Here is a 16083-nt window from a genome sequence, read left to right on the forward strand (position 1 = left end):
TGCTGCTAAGGGTAATGCATTGCGCCGCATTTCGGTACTTTTGAACATTTAAAAACTAGTTCTTTACAGCCATGTTGCAATATGGGTGCGTTAATTGCGTATTATCTGCGGTACCTTTCCCCCCATCTTGCACTCTTCTAATGTGATCGTACGATACAGACTTAGACGGATCCAAATAACCTCTACATATAGAACAAGGTATAGATGAAGATAATGCGGTACGAATAAAAACAGCATTTTTATCATCATCACTTATCTTACTTGTAGTTTTAAGACTAGAACCTGAGAGAATACTCCCATCAAAATGAGATAAACCTATAATATCACTTTGAGAAAGAGAAAACTCAAGCTTTCCTTTATCGCCCTTCTTTTTTTCTAAAAGAACATTAATCATAGACTCAAACAACTCACTATAAAATTTCGTCCTTTGCTTGTGACCAGCTCTGTTTACTAATGCTGATATAAGTGGTTTATTATCTATGATACTCTTTTCAAGATTGTACCTTATAGACGTAAACCTTTTGAAGAAGTCTTTATCATTAAATCTAAGTCTTTTAGCTATTACATAAGCTGTACCGAGAAACATCGGATTAACATGCCTGCCAGTTGAGCTATAAAAATAAACTGCAGGATGCAATCCCAAGCTCCCCTTATTATTGCCAGTAACCCAATTAATTAACTTTAACGTTTTTTCTAAAACATTAACAGTTTCTTGCCCATCTAGGTCTTCGCTCTGCTGTGATAACTCTTTTTGATATAGGTCATTTTTACATATTGCAATCGATATTAGATCAATTAGAATATCTAAAGCTAGTCTAACACCTCTAGATCCTCCTAACGGAAGGTCTAAAGTTTTTATTTGAGATTTTATATCAGGGTCAAATAAAGACATATTAAGCTTCGATGCTATTTCTTCGACTTTTTTAGTTTTATCACTAGAAAATGAAGACCAATATCTATGCCCTTTACCAGCTCTTATTATAGCCCGAGCCGCAATTGATATAGGTTTTTTTCTATGTCGGAGTAAGGTTTCTTCAACTTCATCAAGCGGAGTTCCTTTTTTATTTATATTAAAAAAGGAGGATTCAGCTTTATCGGAATCACCTTTTACCCATTGCACCTGTAATGCACGAATATAAACATTTGCAAGCCTTTTACTTTCTTCCTCATTATTGTTTATATCTTGCATTTTTTTCTCTATTTCAGACCACTTCCCTATAGTTTCATTAACTAACTTTCTAGTTTTTTCAGCAATTTTCATTTGCTCTTCTGAGATCCGATTACCAAAATATTTTTGCGAAATTTGGCCATCACCATAATCATCTTCTTTCCAAGCCCTCAGCACACTTAATCTATGACCTCCATCAATAACAAAAAGATAGGAGCTTCTCCATAAAATTACTGAAGGTATCAAATCTCCTGTAACAAAACTTTTTAGTAATGAAGCTACTTGTTCTGGAGTCCAATGATTTGTCTCCCTTTGAAAATCAGGTTTTCTCAATAAATTTGAAAGCATTCCTATATCACGCATGGCTATATTCTGAATGGATTCAAAGCTTAGATCGTTATCTGTCTTTGCTGAAAAATCTTCTCTTACAATCATAGCGTCAAGATTAACTAAATTTGCTTTACTAGCCATAGATGGCCCCCTTAACATAATTAATGAGATATTTTTATGTTTACTGAGAATCAGAAAAAACAACTTACTGTCTAAATAACAAGCATCATTAAACCATAAAGAATATCTTATGGAAAGAAAGCTATTCATTGTTCTTTTAAAATTTAAATTACAGAATAATAAGTCGATCTATAACAAATTTATAGATAATAAAACTATCAAACAGGTATTAGCTTTTAAAACATGTCAATTTATAAGGAGTTATATAGTGCCGACTACGCTGCAATGCCTTATCGACGCAAACGGCACTCTTTCATATATTTTTACAATGCGAACTTCTCGATAGCGTGCGCCACACCGTCTTCCATATTCGTTTTGGTGACGAACTGTGCGACTTCCTTCACTGCGTCGATACCGTTGCCCATCGCCACGCCAGTGCCGGCGAACTTCAGCATCGCCAGGTCGTTCTCCTGATCGCCAATCGCCATCACTTCATCGCGAGAAAGTCCTAACCGCTCGGCCAGCGCCTTAACGCCCGCGCCTTTATCGACTTTTTTATTCAGCACTTCCAGGAAGAAAGGCGAGCTTTTCATAATGGTATAGCGATCGTAAGCTTCCTGCGGGATGCGCGTGATCGCCTCATCCAGTTTTTCCGGCGAATCGATCATCATGACTTTAGGGAAGGTGGCGGTTTTATCCATCTCTTCTACCGCACGGTAGCGCAGCGGCATACCGGTCAGCGAAGCTTCATGTACCGTGTATTCGCTGATGTCTTTATTGGGCGTGAACAGCAGCGATTTCGTCAGCGCCTGGAAATGCACGCCCAGCTCGCGCGCCAGTTTTTCCACGTAGAGGTAGTCGTCGAAGTTCAGCGTCACTTCCGCCACGCAGTCGCCGGAGGCCGCTTTTTGCACCAGCGCGCCGTTGTTGGTGATGCAGTACTGTCCTTCCCGCTGCAGATCCAGCTCCATCAGGTAGCGCTCCACGCCGATAAACGGGCGGCCACTCGCCAGCACGATAGCGATCCCCTTGTCGCGAGCCGCGCCAATAGCTCGCTTGACGGCGGGCGTAACCTCGTGCTGAGGATTAAGCAACGTGCCGTCTATATCAATCGCAATCAGTTTTATCGCCATAACTTCCTCTCAGGGCTAAGGGTTTCTCTTATGCTAACGCGATTCAGTCAGCAGTGACCAGACGAATCATAGCCGCTAATTCCGGATGTCAGGCGCCAGATATTCTGAAAACTCAGCCGGCCCTGGCGCTTTGGTAGTGTGAAAACAGGAAACAACGCTTTAGTTTTGATCGGAATAACAGGCAACAGCTATAAAAAATCACACAGGTAGTGTGGTTTAAAATTAATCATGTCAAACTGACGGCACATCATTCATGGAGGAACACGATGAATATAATGATTGTCAGCCGGGATCGGTTTTTTATTTCGGGCGCGATTGAGCTGATATCCCAGGCGTGGCGGCCAGAGATGAAAAGTCGGCCCGTATTTATGATTGCCGAGAAAAACCAGTCGCTACTGCTGCCGGATATCGTTATTACCGATACGCTGGAGGAGAAAGAGTGGGGTTTTGGCCACCTCAACGGGCCGGGAAATCAGGATCGTGTCGTCACCATTTTCCTGGCGGCGCAGTATCGCAGAGGCAAACGGAGCTGGCGGCCAGAACATCATATCAGCTTAAGTAAAAAGGAAGCGGCAACGCGGCTTGCCAGCCTGTTCAGTAGTCAAACCTCCGCGCTTTTCCCACCGTCGCCGTTTTCGCACCTTCAGCCTCACCGCCTGCCTCGGGACAATATGTTGAGCAGGCAGCAGACAATGGTATTGAAATATATTCAGCAAGGCCTGTCGCTGACTGATATCTCCCGTGTGACCCAGCTAAGCGTCAAAACGATCAGTACCCATAAACGCGCCATCATGCGCAAGCTGGGGATCAACAACAACAGCGAGTTTTATCAGTACGTTTATAAAGACTGCACACCGCACAAAAATTAAAAAAGGCAGATCGAAAGATCTGCCTTGTGTTTTTAACCGGGGACGCGCCCGGTTTTCAGAAGCCGTCAGATATCGATATTGGCGGCTTTCAGCGCATTTTCTTCGATAAAGGCGCGGCGCGGCTCGACCGCATCGCCCATCAGCGTGGTAAACAGCTGATCGGCGGCAATTGCATCCTTCACCGTTACGCGCATCATGCGGCGGCTGTCCGGATCCATGGTGGTTTCCCACAGCTGCTCCGGGTTCATTTCGCCCAGACCTTTGTAGCGCTGTACCGACAGGCCGCGACGCGACTCTTTCACCAGCCAGTCCATCGCCTGCTCGAAGTTAGCGACCGGCTGACGGCGCTCGCCGCGCTCAATATAGGCGTCTTCCTCGATCAGGCCGCGCAGCTTCTCGCCCAGCGTACAGATCTTGCGGTATTCGCCACCGGAGACAAATTCGCTGTCCAGCGGATAGTCGGTATCAACGCCGTGAGTACGGATACGCACCACAGGCTCGAAAATATGCAGCTCGCGGTTCTCACGCACTACGCCCGCATAGGTGCTGCCGTGCTGCTCGTTTTCGTTCAGGCGCGCCACCAGCTCGTCAAGCCACTGCTGAACCGGCGCCTCAGCGGAGATGTCGCTCAGCGTCGGATGGTAGATAAGCGAATTCAGCAGCGCCAGCGGATAACGGCGCTCCATGCGTTTAATCATCTTGCGGGTGCTGTTGAACTCGGCAACCAGGTTTTCCAGCTGCTCGCCGCCCAGCGCAGGCGCATCAGCGTTGGCGTGCAGCGTTGCGCCATCCAGCGCGATAGCGATCTGATACTGATCCATCGCTTCGTCATCCTTGATGTACTGCTCCTGCTTGCCTTTTTTCACTTTATACAGCGGCGGCTGCGCGATATAGACGTGACCGCGCTCGATGATTTCCGGCATCTGACGATAGAAGAAGGTCAGCAGCAGCGTACGAATATGCGAGCCGTCCACGTCCGCATCGGTCATGATGATGATGCTGTGGTAACGCAGCTTGTCCGGGTTATATTCATCGCGGCCGATGCCGCAGCCCAGCGCGGTAATCAGCGTCGCGACTTCCTGCGAGGCGAGCATCTTGTCGAAGCGCGCTTTTTCCACGTTCAGGATTTTACCCTTCAGCGGCAGGATCGCCTGGTTTTTACGGTTACGGCCCTGCTTGGCGGAACCGCCTGCGGAATCCCCTTCCACCAGGTAGATTTCCGACAGCGCCGGATCGCGTTCCTGACAGTCCGCCAGCTTGCCCGGCAGGCCGGCCAGATCCAACGCGCCTTTACGACGAGTCATCTCACGTGCGCGACGCGCCGCTTCACGAGCGCGAGCCGCATCGATAATTTTGCCGACCACGATTTTAGCGTCGCCCGGATTTTCCAGCAGGTACTCCGCCAGCAGCTCGTTCATCTGCTGCTCCACCGCCGATTTTACCTCGGAGGAAACCAGCTTATCTTTGGTCTGTGAGGAGAACTTCGGATCCGGCACCTTGACGGATACCACGGCGATGAGGCCTTCGCGGGCATCGTCGCCGGTGGCGCTGACTTTCGCTTTCTTGCTGTAGCCTTCTTTATCCATATAGGCGTTCAGGGTACGCGTCATCGCCGCACGGAAGCCGGCCAGGTGCGTACCGCCGTCGCGCTGCGGGATATTGTTGGTGAAGCAGTAGATATTTTCCTGGAAACCGTCGTTCCACTGCAGCGCCACTTCCACGCCGATACCGTCTTTCTCGGTGGAGAAATAGAACACGTTAGGATGGATAGGCGTTTTGTTGCGGTTCAGGTACTCCACAAACGCCTTGATGCCGCCTTCGTAATGGTAGTGATCGTTCTTGCCGTCGCGCTTGTCTTCCAGCTTGATAGAGACGCCGGAGTTCAGGAACGACAGCTCGCGCAGGCGTTTCGCCAGGATCTCATACTCGAACTCGGTAACGTTGGTGAAGGTTTCGTGGCTTGGCCAGAAGCGCACGCGCGTACCGGTCAGATCGGTTTCGCCCGTCACGTGCAGCGGCGCCTGCGGCACACCGTGAACGTAGACCTGCTGATGCACTTTGCCTTCACGGCGGATAGTCAGCTCCAGCTTTTCCGACAGGGCGTTAACAACCGAAACGCCTACGCCATGCAGACCGCCGGAAACTTTATAGGAGTTGTCATCGAATTTGCCGCCCGCGTGCAGCACGGTCATGATCACTTCCGCAGCGGAAACGCCTTCTTCTTCATGAATGCCGGTCGGAATGCCGCGGCCGTCATCCTGTACGGAAACCGAGTTGTCCGCGTGGATAGTGACCAGAATGTCTTTACAGTGACCTGCGAGGGCTTCGTCGATGGCGTTGTCCACAACCTCGAATACCATATGGTGCAGACCGGTGCCGTCATCCGTATCGCCGATATACATACCCGGGCGCTTGCGTACCGCATCCAGCCCTTTCAGAACTTTGATACTTGAGGAGTCATAAGAATTCGACATCAACGTTTCTCGCTCGTTTAATCTTCAGGTTGAACCGCTATTTTACCCTGTTCCACGTGGAACATCTTGCCCTTTTCGTCAGCCATATCGAACACATGCTCAGCGCTGATAGCGCTAACGAAAACCTGGGCGTGCGTGGCTTTTAAGCGCGAGGCCAGCAGTTGGCGCCGCGTCTCATCCAGCTCGGAGGCAAAATCATCTATCAGATACAGGCAGCGTCGCCCGTTCTGTCGGGTGAGAAACTCACCCTGCGCCAGTCTCAGGGCGCACATCAGCAGCTTTAACTGGCCGCGTGACAGCAAATCTTCCACCGGCGTGCCGTCGGCGCGAATGCGAAAGTCCGCCTTGTGCGGGCCGCTGGCGGTATAGGTTAAGGCGCGATCCCGCTCAAACTGGCGCTCCAGCAGATCGCGATAGTCTGTCTCTTTATCCCAGCCGCGCTGGAAGGAGAAGTTCAGCGCAAACTCCGGCAGAAACTGCGCGCAGGTGGCGGTGATGTCTTCGGCGATGGCTTCGCTATAGGCGGCGCGCCACTGGCTGATCTGTTCCGCCAGCGGCGCCAGCTCCTGATCCCAGGCGCGGATCTGCTGATAGCGCGTCACCTGGCGCAGCGCCGCGTTACGCTGCTTCAGCAGCCGCCGCAGGTTGCTCCAGGCGGTAAAAAAGCCGCGTTCGTTGTGGAAACAGCCCCAGTCGATATAGGCGCGCCGGTATTTGGGGCCGCCGTTAAGCAGCGTGAAGCCTTCCGGCGTGATCAGCTGCATCGGCAGCATCTGCGCCAGCTCGGCCACCTTATGGCCGTCGGTGCCGTCAACCCGCACCTTGCTGTCGCCTGCGCGGTTTTTGGTCAGGCCGACGGTGGTTTCGCGCTCCGCGCCCTCAATGCGGCCATGCAGCACGAAAGCGTCCTGGTCGTGGCGGATCACTCTGCCCGCCTGTAGGCTACGGAAGGCGCGGCCGTGGCCGAGCGTGTAGATCGCTTCCAGCACGCTGGTTTTGCCGCTGCCGTTGGCGCCGACCAAAAAATTGAAGCCGGGCGCCAGCGCCAGATCGGCGTTTTCGATATTGCGAAAATCTTTGATAAGCAGGCGGGTTAAAGCCATTCAGAACACATCCGGGGCGTGACGGAGACAGGGCAGAGTATACCCGATAACAGACCCCAAACGGCGCGCCATAACGCGACGCGCCTTACTGCTATATGGGGTCAAACTGCGCCGTTACAAGCGCATTGGCATCACGACGTAGGCCGCGCTCTGGCTGGCCGCGTCTTCGATCTGCACGCTGGAAACGGAGTCGGTCAGCAACAGGCGCACGTTCTCGCACTTCAGCGCGTTAAGCACGTCCAGCACGTAGCTGACGTTAAAACCGATTTCGAGATCGGTGCCGCCATAGGTGACATCCAGAATCTCTTCCGCCTCTTCCTGCTCCGGGTTGTTAGCGGTGATTTTCAGCTGATTTTCGCTGATATAGAGGCGAACGCCACGGAACTTCTCGTTAGAGAGAATAGCCGCGCGGGAGAAAGCCTGCTTCAGCAGATCGCAACCAGCATCCAGCGTTTTGTCCGGATTTTTCGGCAGCACGCGACGATAGTCCGGGAAGCGACCATCCACCAGCTTGGAGGTAAAGATAAAGTCGCCGACGTGCGCGCGAATATTATTGCTGCCGATCTGCACCTGTAGCGGCGTCTCGCCGCCGTCCAGCAGGCGCACCAGCTCAATGACGCCCTTGCGCGGCACGATCACCGAGTGGTTCGGCAGCGACTGGCCTACCGGCATGGAGCAGACCGCCAGACGATGGCCGTCGGTAGCGACGGTGCGCAGCTCTTCACCTTCCGTTTCGAACAGCATACCGTTCAGGTAGTAACGCACGTCCTGATGGGCCATAGAGAACTGCGTAGCTTCGATCAGGCGCTTCATTGTCGCCTGCGGCAGCGTAAATTCTACCTCGCTCTGCCAGTCATCCAGGTTCGGGAAGTCGCTGGCGGGCAGCGTGGAGAGGGAAAAACGGCTGCGGCCGGAGCGCACCAGCATTCTTTCGCCATCCAGCACCACGGTGATCTCCGCGCCTTCGGGCAGGCCGCGGCAGATATCGAAAAACTTGCGCGCCGGCACGGTGGTCGCGCCCGGCTCGTGATCCTGCGTCAGCGCGACGCGGGCCACCATCTCCATTTCCAGATCCGTTCCCGTCAGCAGCAGGCTGCCGTCGTTAACCTGTAAAAGCAGATTGCCGAGGATGGGCAGCGTCGGGCGGCCGCCCAGCGGGCTGCTGACCTGCTGCAAGGGTTTAAGTAAGTGCTCACGTTCAACAATAAATTTCATAGCGTCAGGAAGATAATGTTCTGATTAGATTTGAGAAATCTTCTTTAATATCGTGACTCTCTTCACGCAGCTGTTCGATTTTACGACAGGCATGCAGCACCGTAGTGTGGTCACGACCCCCGAAAGCATCGCCGATTTCCGGCAAGCTGTGGTTGGTCAGCTCTTTCGCCATCGCCATCGCCATCTGGCGAGGACGCGCGACGGAGCGCGAACGCCGCTTGGAAAGCAGATCGGCTACCTTGATTTTGTAATATTCCGCCACCGTTTTCTGGATATTGTCGATGGTGACCAGCTTCTCCTGCAGCGCCAGCAGATCGCGCAGCGCTTCGCGCACGAAATCGATGGTGATAGCGCGGCCGGTAAAGTTGGCGTTGGCGATCACGCGGTTCAGCGCCCCTTCCAGCTCGCGCACGTTAGAGCGCAGACGCTTGGCAATAAAGAAGGCGACCTCGCCCGGCAGGCGGATATCGTTTTCATCCGCTTTTTTCATCAGGATCGCCACGCGGGTTTCCAGTTCCGGCGGCTCGATCGCCACCGTCAGGCCCCAGCCGAAGCGGGATTTCAGACGATCCTCGACACCGTTGATCTCTTTAGGATAACGATCCGAAGTCAGAATGATCTGCTGATTGCCTTCCAGCAGCGCGTTGAAGGTATGGAAAAACTCCTCCTGCGAACGCTCTTTATTGGCGAAAAACTGGATGTCATCGATCAGCAGCGCGTCCACCGAACGGTAGTAGCGCTTGAACTCTTCAATCGCGTTGTTCTGCAGCGCCTTCACCATATCCTGCACGAAACGCTCAGAGTGCATATAGACCACTTTGGCGTTGGGCTTGCGCGCCATAATGCCGTTACCCACAGCGTGCAGCAGGTGAGTTTTCCCCAGGCCGGTGCCGCCGTAAAGAAACAGCGGGTTGTAGGCGCCGCCAGGATTGTCCGCGACCTGGCGAGCGGCCGCGCGCGCCAGCTGGTTGGATTTACCTTCGACGAAGTTATCGAAGTTGTGCCGGGTGTTAACATTCGAGCGATAGGAAAGCTCCGCCGGCGCGGGCATGCTGTCCCAGCTTGGACGTACCGGCGCCGGTCGGTTCATCGCCGGCGGCGCGCTGGCGTTGCTCATCACCGGCTGGCTGACCGGCCGCGTCACCGGCTTGCTGCCGACTTCGAAACGCAGCAGAGGCGCATCGGCTCCGCAGAATTCATTAAGCAAGCCGTTGATATTATTAAGGTATTTATCACGAACCCAATCGAGCACAAAGCGATTTGGTGCATACAAGGCCAGCGTGTTGTCGTTCAATTCAGCCTGCAGCGGACGTATCCACATGCTGAATTCGGTGGCAGGTAGTTCATCCTGCAAACGGGCAAGACACTGTTGCCAAAGCGTAAGTGACACGGCGGACTCCACTCGAAAATATTCGATAAGAAAAAAGGCGCTGAAGCGATAAATTCATCATTGTTGACGCATGCAGATGACGCACATACGAACCGCTGTCCGCGGTTTCTCCGCCGCTGACTGACCCGGAGGATCGCTAACGGAAGGGCGGATCATAGCGCAAAGCGTCGCAGAGATCTTCACTTTCTACACAGTTTTGTTCCAATTTATCCACAGGGCAAAGCGCGCAGGGACAAGTTTACTCGTTCGCGCTCAAAAGACATGCAGGATCCTTCGCATTAGCTAAAAATTTAAGGCGCCGTCACGTTATTTAAGAAACTGCCTTGTAATAAGATCGGCTGAAGATCCTGAACGATCCTTGCGCTTTAGCCCAGACCCCGTATAATTCCTGCCCCGGCGTGTTGCGCTCTGGCCCGTACCGGCTGGTTTTGCGGTCGAACGGGATACCAGACGCGCCTTTAAAAGCGAAGTAAATTGACTCCGGACTGTACAATTATTACAATCCCGCCTCTTTATTAAAGATACACTGAGGCGTCGGTCGGTTTTCGAACCTTTCAAGCGCGTCAATAAGTGAAATTTTCCAAGTTTAGGTAGAAATCGCCATGAAACGCACTTTTCAACCGTCCGTACTGAAGCGCAACCGTTCACATGGTTTCCGTGCTCGTATGGCAACAAAAAATGGTCGTCAGGTTCTGGCACGTCGTCGTGCTAAAGGCCGTTCACGTCTGACCGTTTCTAAGTAATAAAAGCTAACCGCTGAGTGGTTAAGCTCGCATTTCCCAGGGAGTTACGTTTGTTAACTCCCACTCATTTCACTTTCGTCTTCCAGCAGCCACAAAGAGCCGGTACGCCGCAAATCACCATCCTCGGCCGCCTGAACTCGCTGGGGCATCCCCGCATCGGTCTTACCGTCGCCAAGAAACATGTCAAGCGCGCGCATGAACGCAACCGGATCAAGCGATTGACCCGCGAAAGCTTTCGCCTGCGTCAGCATGACCTGCCCGCTATGGATTTTGTAGTGGTGGCGAAAAAAGGCGTGGCCGATCTGGATAACCAGGCGCTGATGGAAGCGTTGGAGAAGATGTGGCGTCGTCACTGTCGCCTGGCTCGCGGCTCCTGATCGCGCTGATACGCGTTTATCAACGCGTTATCAGTCCGCTTTTAGGGCCCCACTGTCGGTTCCATCCAACCTGCTCGCAATACGGTATTGAGGCATTGCGCAGGTTTGGCATGGTAAAAGGCAGTTGGTTGACGACGAAACGCGTATTAAAATGCCACCCTTTGAACCCGGGTGGCGACGATCCGGTGCCGCCAAAAACCGACGATAACTGAGAACATTAACGATGGATTCGCAACGCAATCTTTTTCTCATCGCTTTTCTGTTCGTGTCTTTTATGATCTGGCAAGCCTGGCAGACGGACCACGCTCCGCAGCCTCTGCAGACCCAGACCACGCAAAACACGACAGCAGCCGGTGATGCCGCAAACCAGGGTGTACCCGCCAGCGGCCAGGGCAAAACGATCACCGTTAAGACTGACGTCCTGTCTTTACAGATCAATACTCGCGGTGGCGATATTGAACAGGCGCAGCTGCTGACCTACCCGGACAAGCTGGGTTCTTCACAGCCTTTCCAGCTGCTGGAAACCACGCCAGGCTTTCTCTATCAGGCACAGAGCGGCCTGACCGGACGCAACGGCCCGGATAACCCGGCCAACGGCGCGCGCCCTCTCTACACCGCGACCCAGGAGAGCTTCGAGCTGGCCGATGGCGCGAGCGAGCTGCGTATTCCCCTGACCTTCACGGCGGAAAACGGCGCGACCTATACCAAGACGTTTGTGCTGAAGCGCGGCGAGTTTGCTATCGACGTGGATTACCAGATCAACAACACCACGCAGCAACCGCTGGAAGTGGCGATGTTCGGTCAGCTGAAGCAGACTATCGATCTGCCTAAGCACCGCGATACCGGCAGCAACAACTTTGCGTTGCACACCTTCCGTGGCGCGGCTTACTCCAGCAGCGAAACCAACTACGAAAAGTACAAGTTCGACAAAATCAGCGATAACGAGAACCTGAACGTCAGCACCAACAACGGTTGGGTCGCTATGCTGCAGCAGTACTTCGCTACCGCCTGGGTACCTCGTACTAACGGCGCCAACACGCTTTACACCAGCAATCTGGGTAATGGCGTCGCCGCTGTCGGTTATAAATCCTCGCCGGTTTCCGTTGCGCCAGGCGCGCAGCAGAACCTCAACGCCACGCTGTGGGTCGGCCCGGAAATTCAGGATAAGATGGCCGCTATCGCGCCGCATCTGGACCTGACCGTCGACTACGGCTGGCTATGGTTTATCTCGCAGCCGCTGTTTAAGCTGCTGAAGTTCCTGCACAGCTTTATCGGTAACTGGGGCTTCTCCATTATCGTTATCACCTTTATCGTGCGCGGCATCATGTACCCGCTGACCAAAGCGCAGTACACCTCGATGGCGAAAATGCGTATGCTGCAGCCGAAGATTCAGGCGATGCGCGAGCGCTTAGGCGACGACAAGCAGCGTATGAGTCAGGAGATGATGGCGCTGTATAAGGCGGAGAAAGTGAACCCGCTGGGCGGCTGTCTGCCGCTGGTTATCCAGATGCCGATCTTCCTGGCGCTCTACTATATGCTGATGGGCTCCATCGAACTGCGTCACGCACCGTTTGCGCTGTGGATCCATGACCTGTCTGCACAAGACCCGTACTACATCCTGCCGATCCTGATGGGCGTGACGATGTTCTTCATCCAGAAGATGTCGCCAACCACCGTGACCGACCCGATGCAGCAGAAGATCATGACCTTTATGCCGGTCATCTTCACCGTGTTCTTCCTGTGGTTCCCGTCTGGTCTGGTGCTGTACTACATCGTCAGCAACCTGGTGACCATTCTGCAGCAGCAGCTGATCTACCGCGGGCTGGAAAAACGCGGTCTGCACAGCCGCGACAAGAAGAAAGCTTAACGGGCGCTCCGTCGCCAACGGCGCGGACAATCGTTATTATGTAAGGCGGTCAATGACCGCCTTATTTTTTTGCCTTAAAAAGAGAGTCGAACATGAGTCATAGCGAGACTATCGTCGCCCAGGCGACGCCGCCAGGCCGCGGCGGCGTGGGCATTCTGCGCGTTTCCGGTTCCAAAGCCGCCGAGGTGGCCCAGACGCTGTTGGGTAAGCTGCCGAAGCCCCGCTACGCCGACTATCTGCCCTTTCGCGACGCCGACGGCAGCACGCTGGATCAGGGGATTGCGCTCTGGTTCCCTGGCCCGAACTCCTTTACCGGCGAAGACGTGCTGGAACTGCAGGGCCACGGCGGCCCGGTCATTCTGGACTTGCTGCTCAAACGCATTGTGGCTATTCCCGGTCTGCGCATCGCGCGTCCCGGCGAGTTTTCCGAGCGCGCTTTCCTTAACGACAAGCTCGACCTGGCGCAGGCCGAAGCTATCGCCGATCTGATTGACGCCAGTTCAGAGCAGGCGGCCCGTTCGGCGCTGAACTCTCTACAGGGCGCCTTTTCGCTGCGGGTCAACGCGCTTGTGGAAGCGCTCACTCACCTGCGAATCTATGTGGAAGCGGCAATCGACTTCCCGGATGAAGAGATCGATTTTCTGTCGGACGGCAAAATCGAAGCGCAGCTCAATCAGGTTATCGCCGAGCTGGACGGCGTGCGCGCGGAGGCGCGTCAGGGCAGCCTGCTGCGTGAAGGCATGAAAGTTGTTATCGCCGGTCGGCCTAACGCCGGAAAATCCAGCCTGCTGAACGCGCTGGCTGGACGAGAAGCGGCGATCGTCACCGATATTGCCGGCACCACACGCGACGTGCTGCGCGAGCACATTCATATCGACGGGATGCCGCTGCATATTATCGATACCGCTGGCCTGCGCGAAGCGGGCGACGAAGTGGAAAGGATTGGTATTGAGCGCGCCTGGCACGAAATCGAGCAGGCCGACCGCGTGCTGTTTATGGTCGACGGCACCACCACAGACGCAACGGAGCCGGCGGAAATATGGCCGGACTTTATCGCCCGACTGCCCGCCAGCCTGCCGATTACCGTGGTACGTAATAAAGCGGATGCTACCGGCGAAACGCTGGGAATAACAGAAGTGAACAATCACTCACTTATTCGCCTTTCGGCACGTACCGGTGAAGGCATCGACGTGCTGCGCGACCACCTTAAAGCGGCGATGGGCTTTGCCGGCAATACCGAAGGCGGCTTCCTGGCACGTCGACGCCATCTTCAGGCGCTGGAGCTAGCAGCCACTCACTTACTTCAGGGCAAGGAGCAGCTGCTGGGCGCTAAAGCGGGCGAACTGCTGGCGGAAGAGCTGCGCGTGGCGCAGCATTGCTTAAGCGAGATCACCGGCGAGTTCACCTCCGATGATCTGCTGGGCCGCATCTTCTCCAGTTTTTGTATCGGTAAATAACTTCCTGCCAGGGCGCCCTGAAACGGGCGCCGTCACTCTTCCTTTATCGCAATTGCTCAATCCCCTTCCTTTCTTCTATTAAGTAAAAATTAAACTAACTTTTCTTTTGCAAGTTAAAAGAGTTCGGAATATTACTAAAAATTAAATTTAATTATCACTCAGGTTAAATAATGGATGTTTTACGATTTAAATGCCGCTTACCTGAAGGTAATGTCTGTGCATTATTAAACGGATGCTAATTTATACAAATCATAAATAAGACGCTTTTGGTAAAAACAGCAATAACTCTATAAATTATTGGTAGATCAACTTGCGTGCTGCGCTTTTTACTTCCCGCACGTTTTTTATATATTCATCACTTTGGGTAATATTGGTCACCTCATACTGTTTAAATAATTTTTTCGCCGGCAGTAAGAGCTGTTTTTTGTAAAACAGGCTGACGCCCTTTATCGCGTTATTTAACTTAATTAACAAAGGATGGTATATGAATATGAAAAAGACCCTCATCTCTACTCTCTCCGCAATCGCTGCACTGACGGCTTTTAACGCCAGCGCCTCTGACGGTACAATTACTTTCAATGGTGAAGTCATCAACCAAACCTGCGAAGTCAATCCTGCCGGTAGCAGCGACTTTACTGTTGACCTGCCTGCCGTAGCCACTTCTCAGCTGGCCACTGCCGGCACCACCGCAGGTGAAACGCCTTTTACAATTGACCTGGCTAATTGTGATCTTACCAAAGATGGCGCTTATGCTTTCTTTGAAGCAGGCGGCACCGTAGATGAGAATGGCCGACTCATTAATAACGGTAACGCAACGAACGTTGCTCTGGAGTTAGTGGATGTTAATAATAAAGTCATTAAAGCAGGTGACGCCCAGCAAGCTGATTCCTCTTCTGCAGCGGTAATTGATGCTAATGGAAATGCTTCTTTAAGCTATACCGCCCGTTACTACGCGACTGGCGCAGCTACGGCAGGTACGGTGACCACTTCCGTTACCTACTCTATTGCCTATCTCTGATAGTCTGAAAACAATGGGGGAGATCCTCCCCCATTTAACGGAACCTTTATGCTGTCAGTTATTAAACCCGCTATCGCTATTTTTATCGCGTCATTAACGATAACACCTGTTTTAGCCAGCGTAACCATTACCGGTACGCGCGTTATTTATCCGGCTGGTGAAAAGGAGATTACCGTACGTCTGCAAAATAAAGGCGTTCTGCCTGCGCTGGTGCAGAGCTGGATTGATAGTGGCGATGCGAACCAGCCGCTGGATGAAATTCGCGTTCCCTTTGTCCTGATGCCGCCGGTTTCCAGGATAGAAGCGCACGGCAGTCAGACGCTGCGGCTTATGTTTACCGGTGATAATCTGCCTGCCGATAAAGAGTCAGTTTTCTGGCTGAACGTGCTGGATATTCCGCCAACCGATGAGAGTACCGCCGATAAAAACAAGCTGCAGATGGCGATCAGAAGCAGAATAAAGATATTTTATCGCCCGCGCGGTATGAATAGCGAAGACGCTAATCTCGCGGCCAAAAATATCGTCTGGCGACAAAACGGCAACGGCAATACGCTTTCCGGCGATAACCGCTCTCCTTATCACGTAAACGTTGCCTCCGTTACCGTCAGGGATGCGACCGGTAAAACCTACAGCAGCGTTAAGGGGCTAATGATCGCTCCCGGTGAATCGCAGACGTTTACGCTCGGCAAGGTTAAAAGCTTAAAAGCGCAGGATAAGATCGAGTACACCTACATTGATGATTACGGTAGCGCCAGGAAGGTAGAGACCACGCTTTCACACTAATATCGCTCTTCGCCCGATACCTGTAAAAGAAGCCTT

14 protein-coding genes are annotated in these 16083 nt (G+C 52.8%); 8 read left to right on the forward strand and 6 right to left on the reverse strand.

The window, feature by feature from the left end; all coding sequences use genetic code 11:
- Positions 1-55 precede the first annotated feature (55 nt).
- Positions 56-1639, reverse strand: a complete 1584-nt coding sequence (locus MKZ79_RS16425; RefSeq protein WP_336143640.1) for a GmrSD restriction endonuclease domain-containing protein — start codon at positions 1637-1639, stop codon at positions 56-58.
- A gap of 302 nt (positions 1640-1941) precedes the next feature.
- Complete coding sequence (yidA, locus tag MKZ79_RS16430) at positions 1942-2751, reverse strand: sugar-phosphatase (RefSeq protein ID WP_336143641.1); 810 nt, start codon at positions 2749-2751, stop codon at positions 1942-1944.
- Between the two features lie 266 nt (positions 2752-3017).
- Between yidA and MKZ79_RS16435 the strand changes: the two genes are divergently transcribed.
- The gene (locus MKZ79_RS16435) at positions 3018-3620 is read left to right on the forward strand and encodes a helix-turn-helix transcriptional regulator (RefSeq protein ID WP_336143643.1); all 603 of its coding nucleotides are present in this window, start codon (positions 3018-3020) and stop codon (positions 3618-3620) included.
- Between the two features lie 65 nt (positions 3621-3685).
- Here the strand turns inward: MKZ79_RS16435 and gyrB are convergent, their stop codons facing one another.
- The 4 genes from gyrB to dnaA all read right to left on the reverse strand — a co-directional run bounded on the left by gyrB (position 3686) and on the right by dnaA (position 9802).
- Positions 3686-6094, reverse strand: coding sequence for a DNA topoisomerase (ATP-hydrolyzing) subunit B (gene gyrB / locus MKZ79_RS16440; RefSeq protein ID WP_336143645.1), 2409 nt, complete (start codon positions 6092-6094; stop codon positions 3686-3688).
- Positions 6095-6111: 17 nt separating this feature from the next.
- Positions 6112-7197: a DNA replication/repair protein RecF gene (recF, locus tag MKZ79_RS16445; RefSeq protein ID WP_336143647.1), complete on the reverse strand. Its 1086-nt coding sequence runs from the start codon at positions 7195-7197 to the stop codon at positions 6112-6114.
- A 114-nt stretch (positions 7198-7311) separates the two neighbouring features.
- Complete coding sequence (dnaN, locus tag MKZ79_RS16450) at positions 7312-8412, reverse strand: DNA polymerase III subunit beta (protein WP_336143648.1); 1101 nt, start codon at positions 8410-8412, stop codon at positions 7312-7314.
- A gap of 4 nt (positions 8413-8416) precedes the next feature.
- Positions 8417-9802 carry a chromosomal replication initiator protein DnaA gene (gene dnaA, locus MKZ79_RS16455; RefSeq protein WP_336143649.1) on the reverse strand — a complete coding sequence of 462 codons (1386 nt, stop codon included), beginning with the start codon at positions 9800-9802 and terminating at the stop codon, positions 8417-8419.
- Positions 9803-10404: 602 nt separating this feature from the next.
- Here dnaA and rpmH point away from each other — a divergent pair.
- The 7 genes from rpmH to MKZ79_RS16490 all read left to right on the forward strand — a co-directional run bounded on the left by rpmH (position 10405) and on the right by MKZ79_RS16490 (position 16047).
- Positions 10405-10545 (forward strand): 50S ribosomal protein L34, encoded by a 141-nt coding sequence (gene rpmH / locus MKZ79_RS16460; protein WP_003849659.1) that lies wholly within the window; start codon positions 10405-10407, stop codon positions 10543-10545.
- A gap of 17 nt (positions 10546-10562) precedes the next feature.
- Positions 10563-10922, forward strand: a complete 360-nt coding sequence (gene rnpA, locus MKZ79_RS16465) for a ribonuclease P protein component (RefSeq protein WP_336143653.1) — start codon at positions 10563-10565, stop codon at positions 10920-10922.
- Positions 10886-11134: a membrane protein insertion efficiency factor YidD gene (gene yidD / locus MKZ79_RS16470; RefSeq protein ID WP_147200474.1), complete on the forward strand. Its 249-nt coding sequence runs from the start codon at positions 10886-10888 to the stop codon at positions 11132-11134. The genes rnpA and yidD overlap by 37 nt, the downstream gene beginning before the upstream one ends.
- Before the next feature lie 11 nt (positions 11135-11145).
- Positions 11146-12789, forward strand: a complete 1644-nt coding sequence (gene yidC / locus MKZ79_RS16475) for a membrane protein insertase YidC (RefSeq protein WP_336143655.1) — start codon at positions 11146-11148, stop codon at positions 12787-12789.
- Positions 12790-12881: 92 nt separating this feature from the next.
- Positions 12882-14246, forward strand: coding sequence for a tRNA uridine-5-carboxymethylaminomethyl(34) synthesis GTPase MnmE (mnmE, locus tag MKZ79_RS16480; RefSeq protein ID WP_336143656.1), 1365 nt, complete (start codon positions 12882-12884; stop codon positions 14244-14246).
- A 484-nt stretch (positions 14247-14730) separates the two neighbouring features.
- A complete protein-coding gene (locus tag MKZ79_RS16485) occupies positions 14731-15264 on the forward strand; it encodes a fimbrial protein (protein WP_336143657.1) in 534 nt (177 codons plus the stop codon).
- 48 nt (positions 15265-15312) lie between these two features.
- Positions 15313-16047 (forward strand): fimbrial biogenesis chaperone, encoded by a 735-nt coding sequence (locus MKZ79_RS16490; RefSeq protein WP_336143658.1) that lies wholly within the window; start codon positions 15313-15315, stop codon positions 16045-16047.
- Positions 16048-16083 lie beyond the last annotated feature (36 nt).

This window comes from Erwinia sp. CGal63 (assembly GCF_037026505.1).
Taxonomy (GTDB): Bacteria; Pseudomonadota; Gammaproteobacteria; order Enterobacterales; family Enterobacteriaceae; genus Erwinia.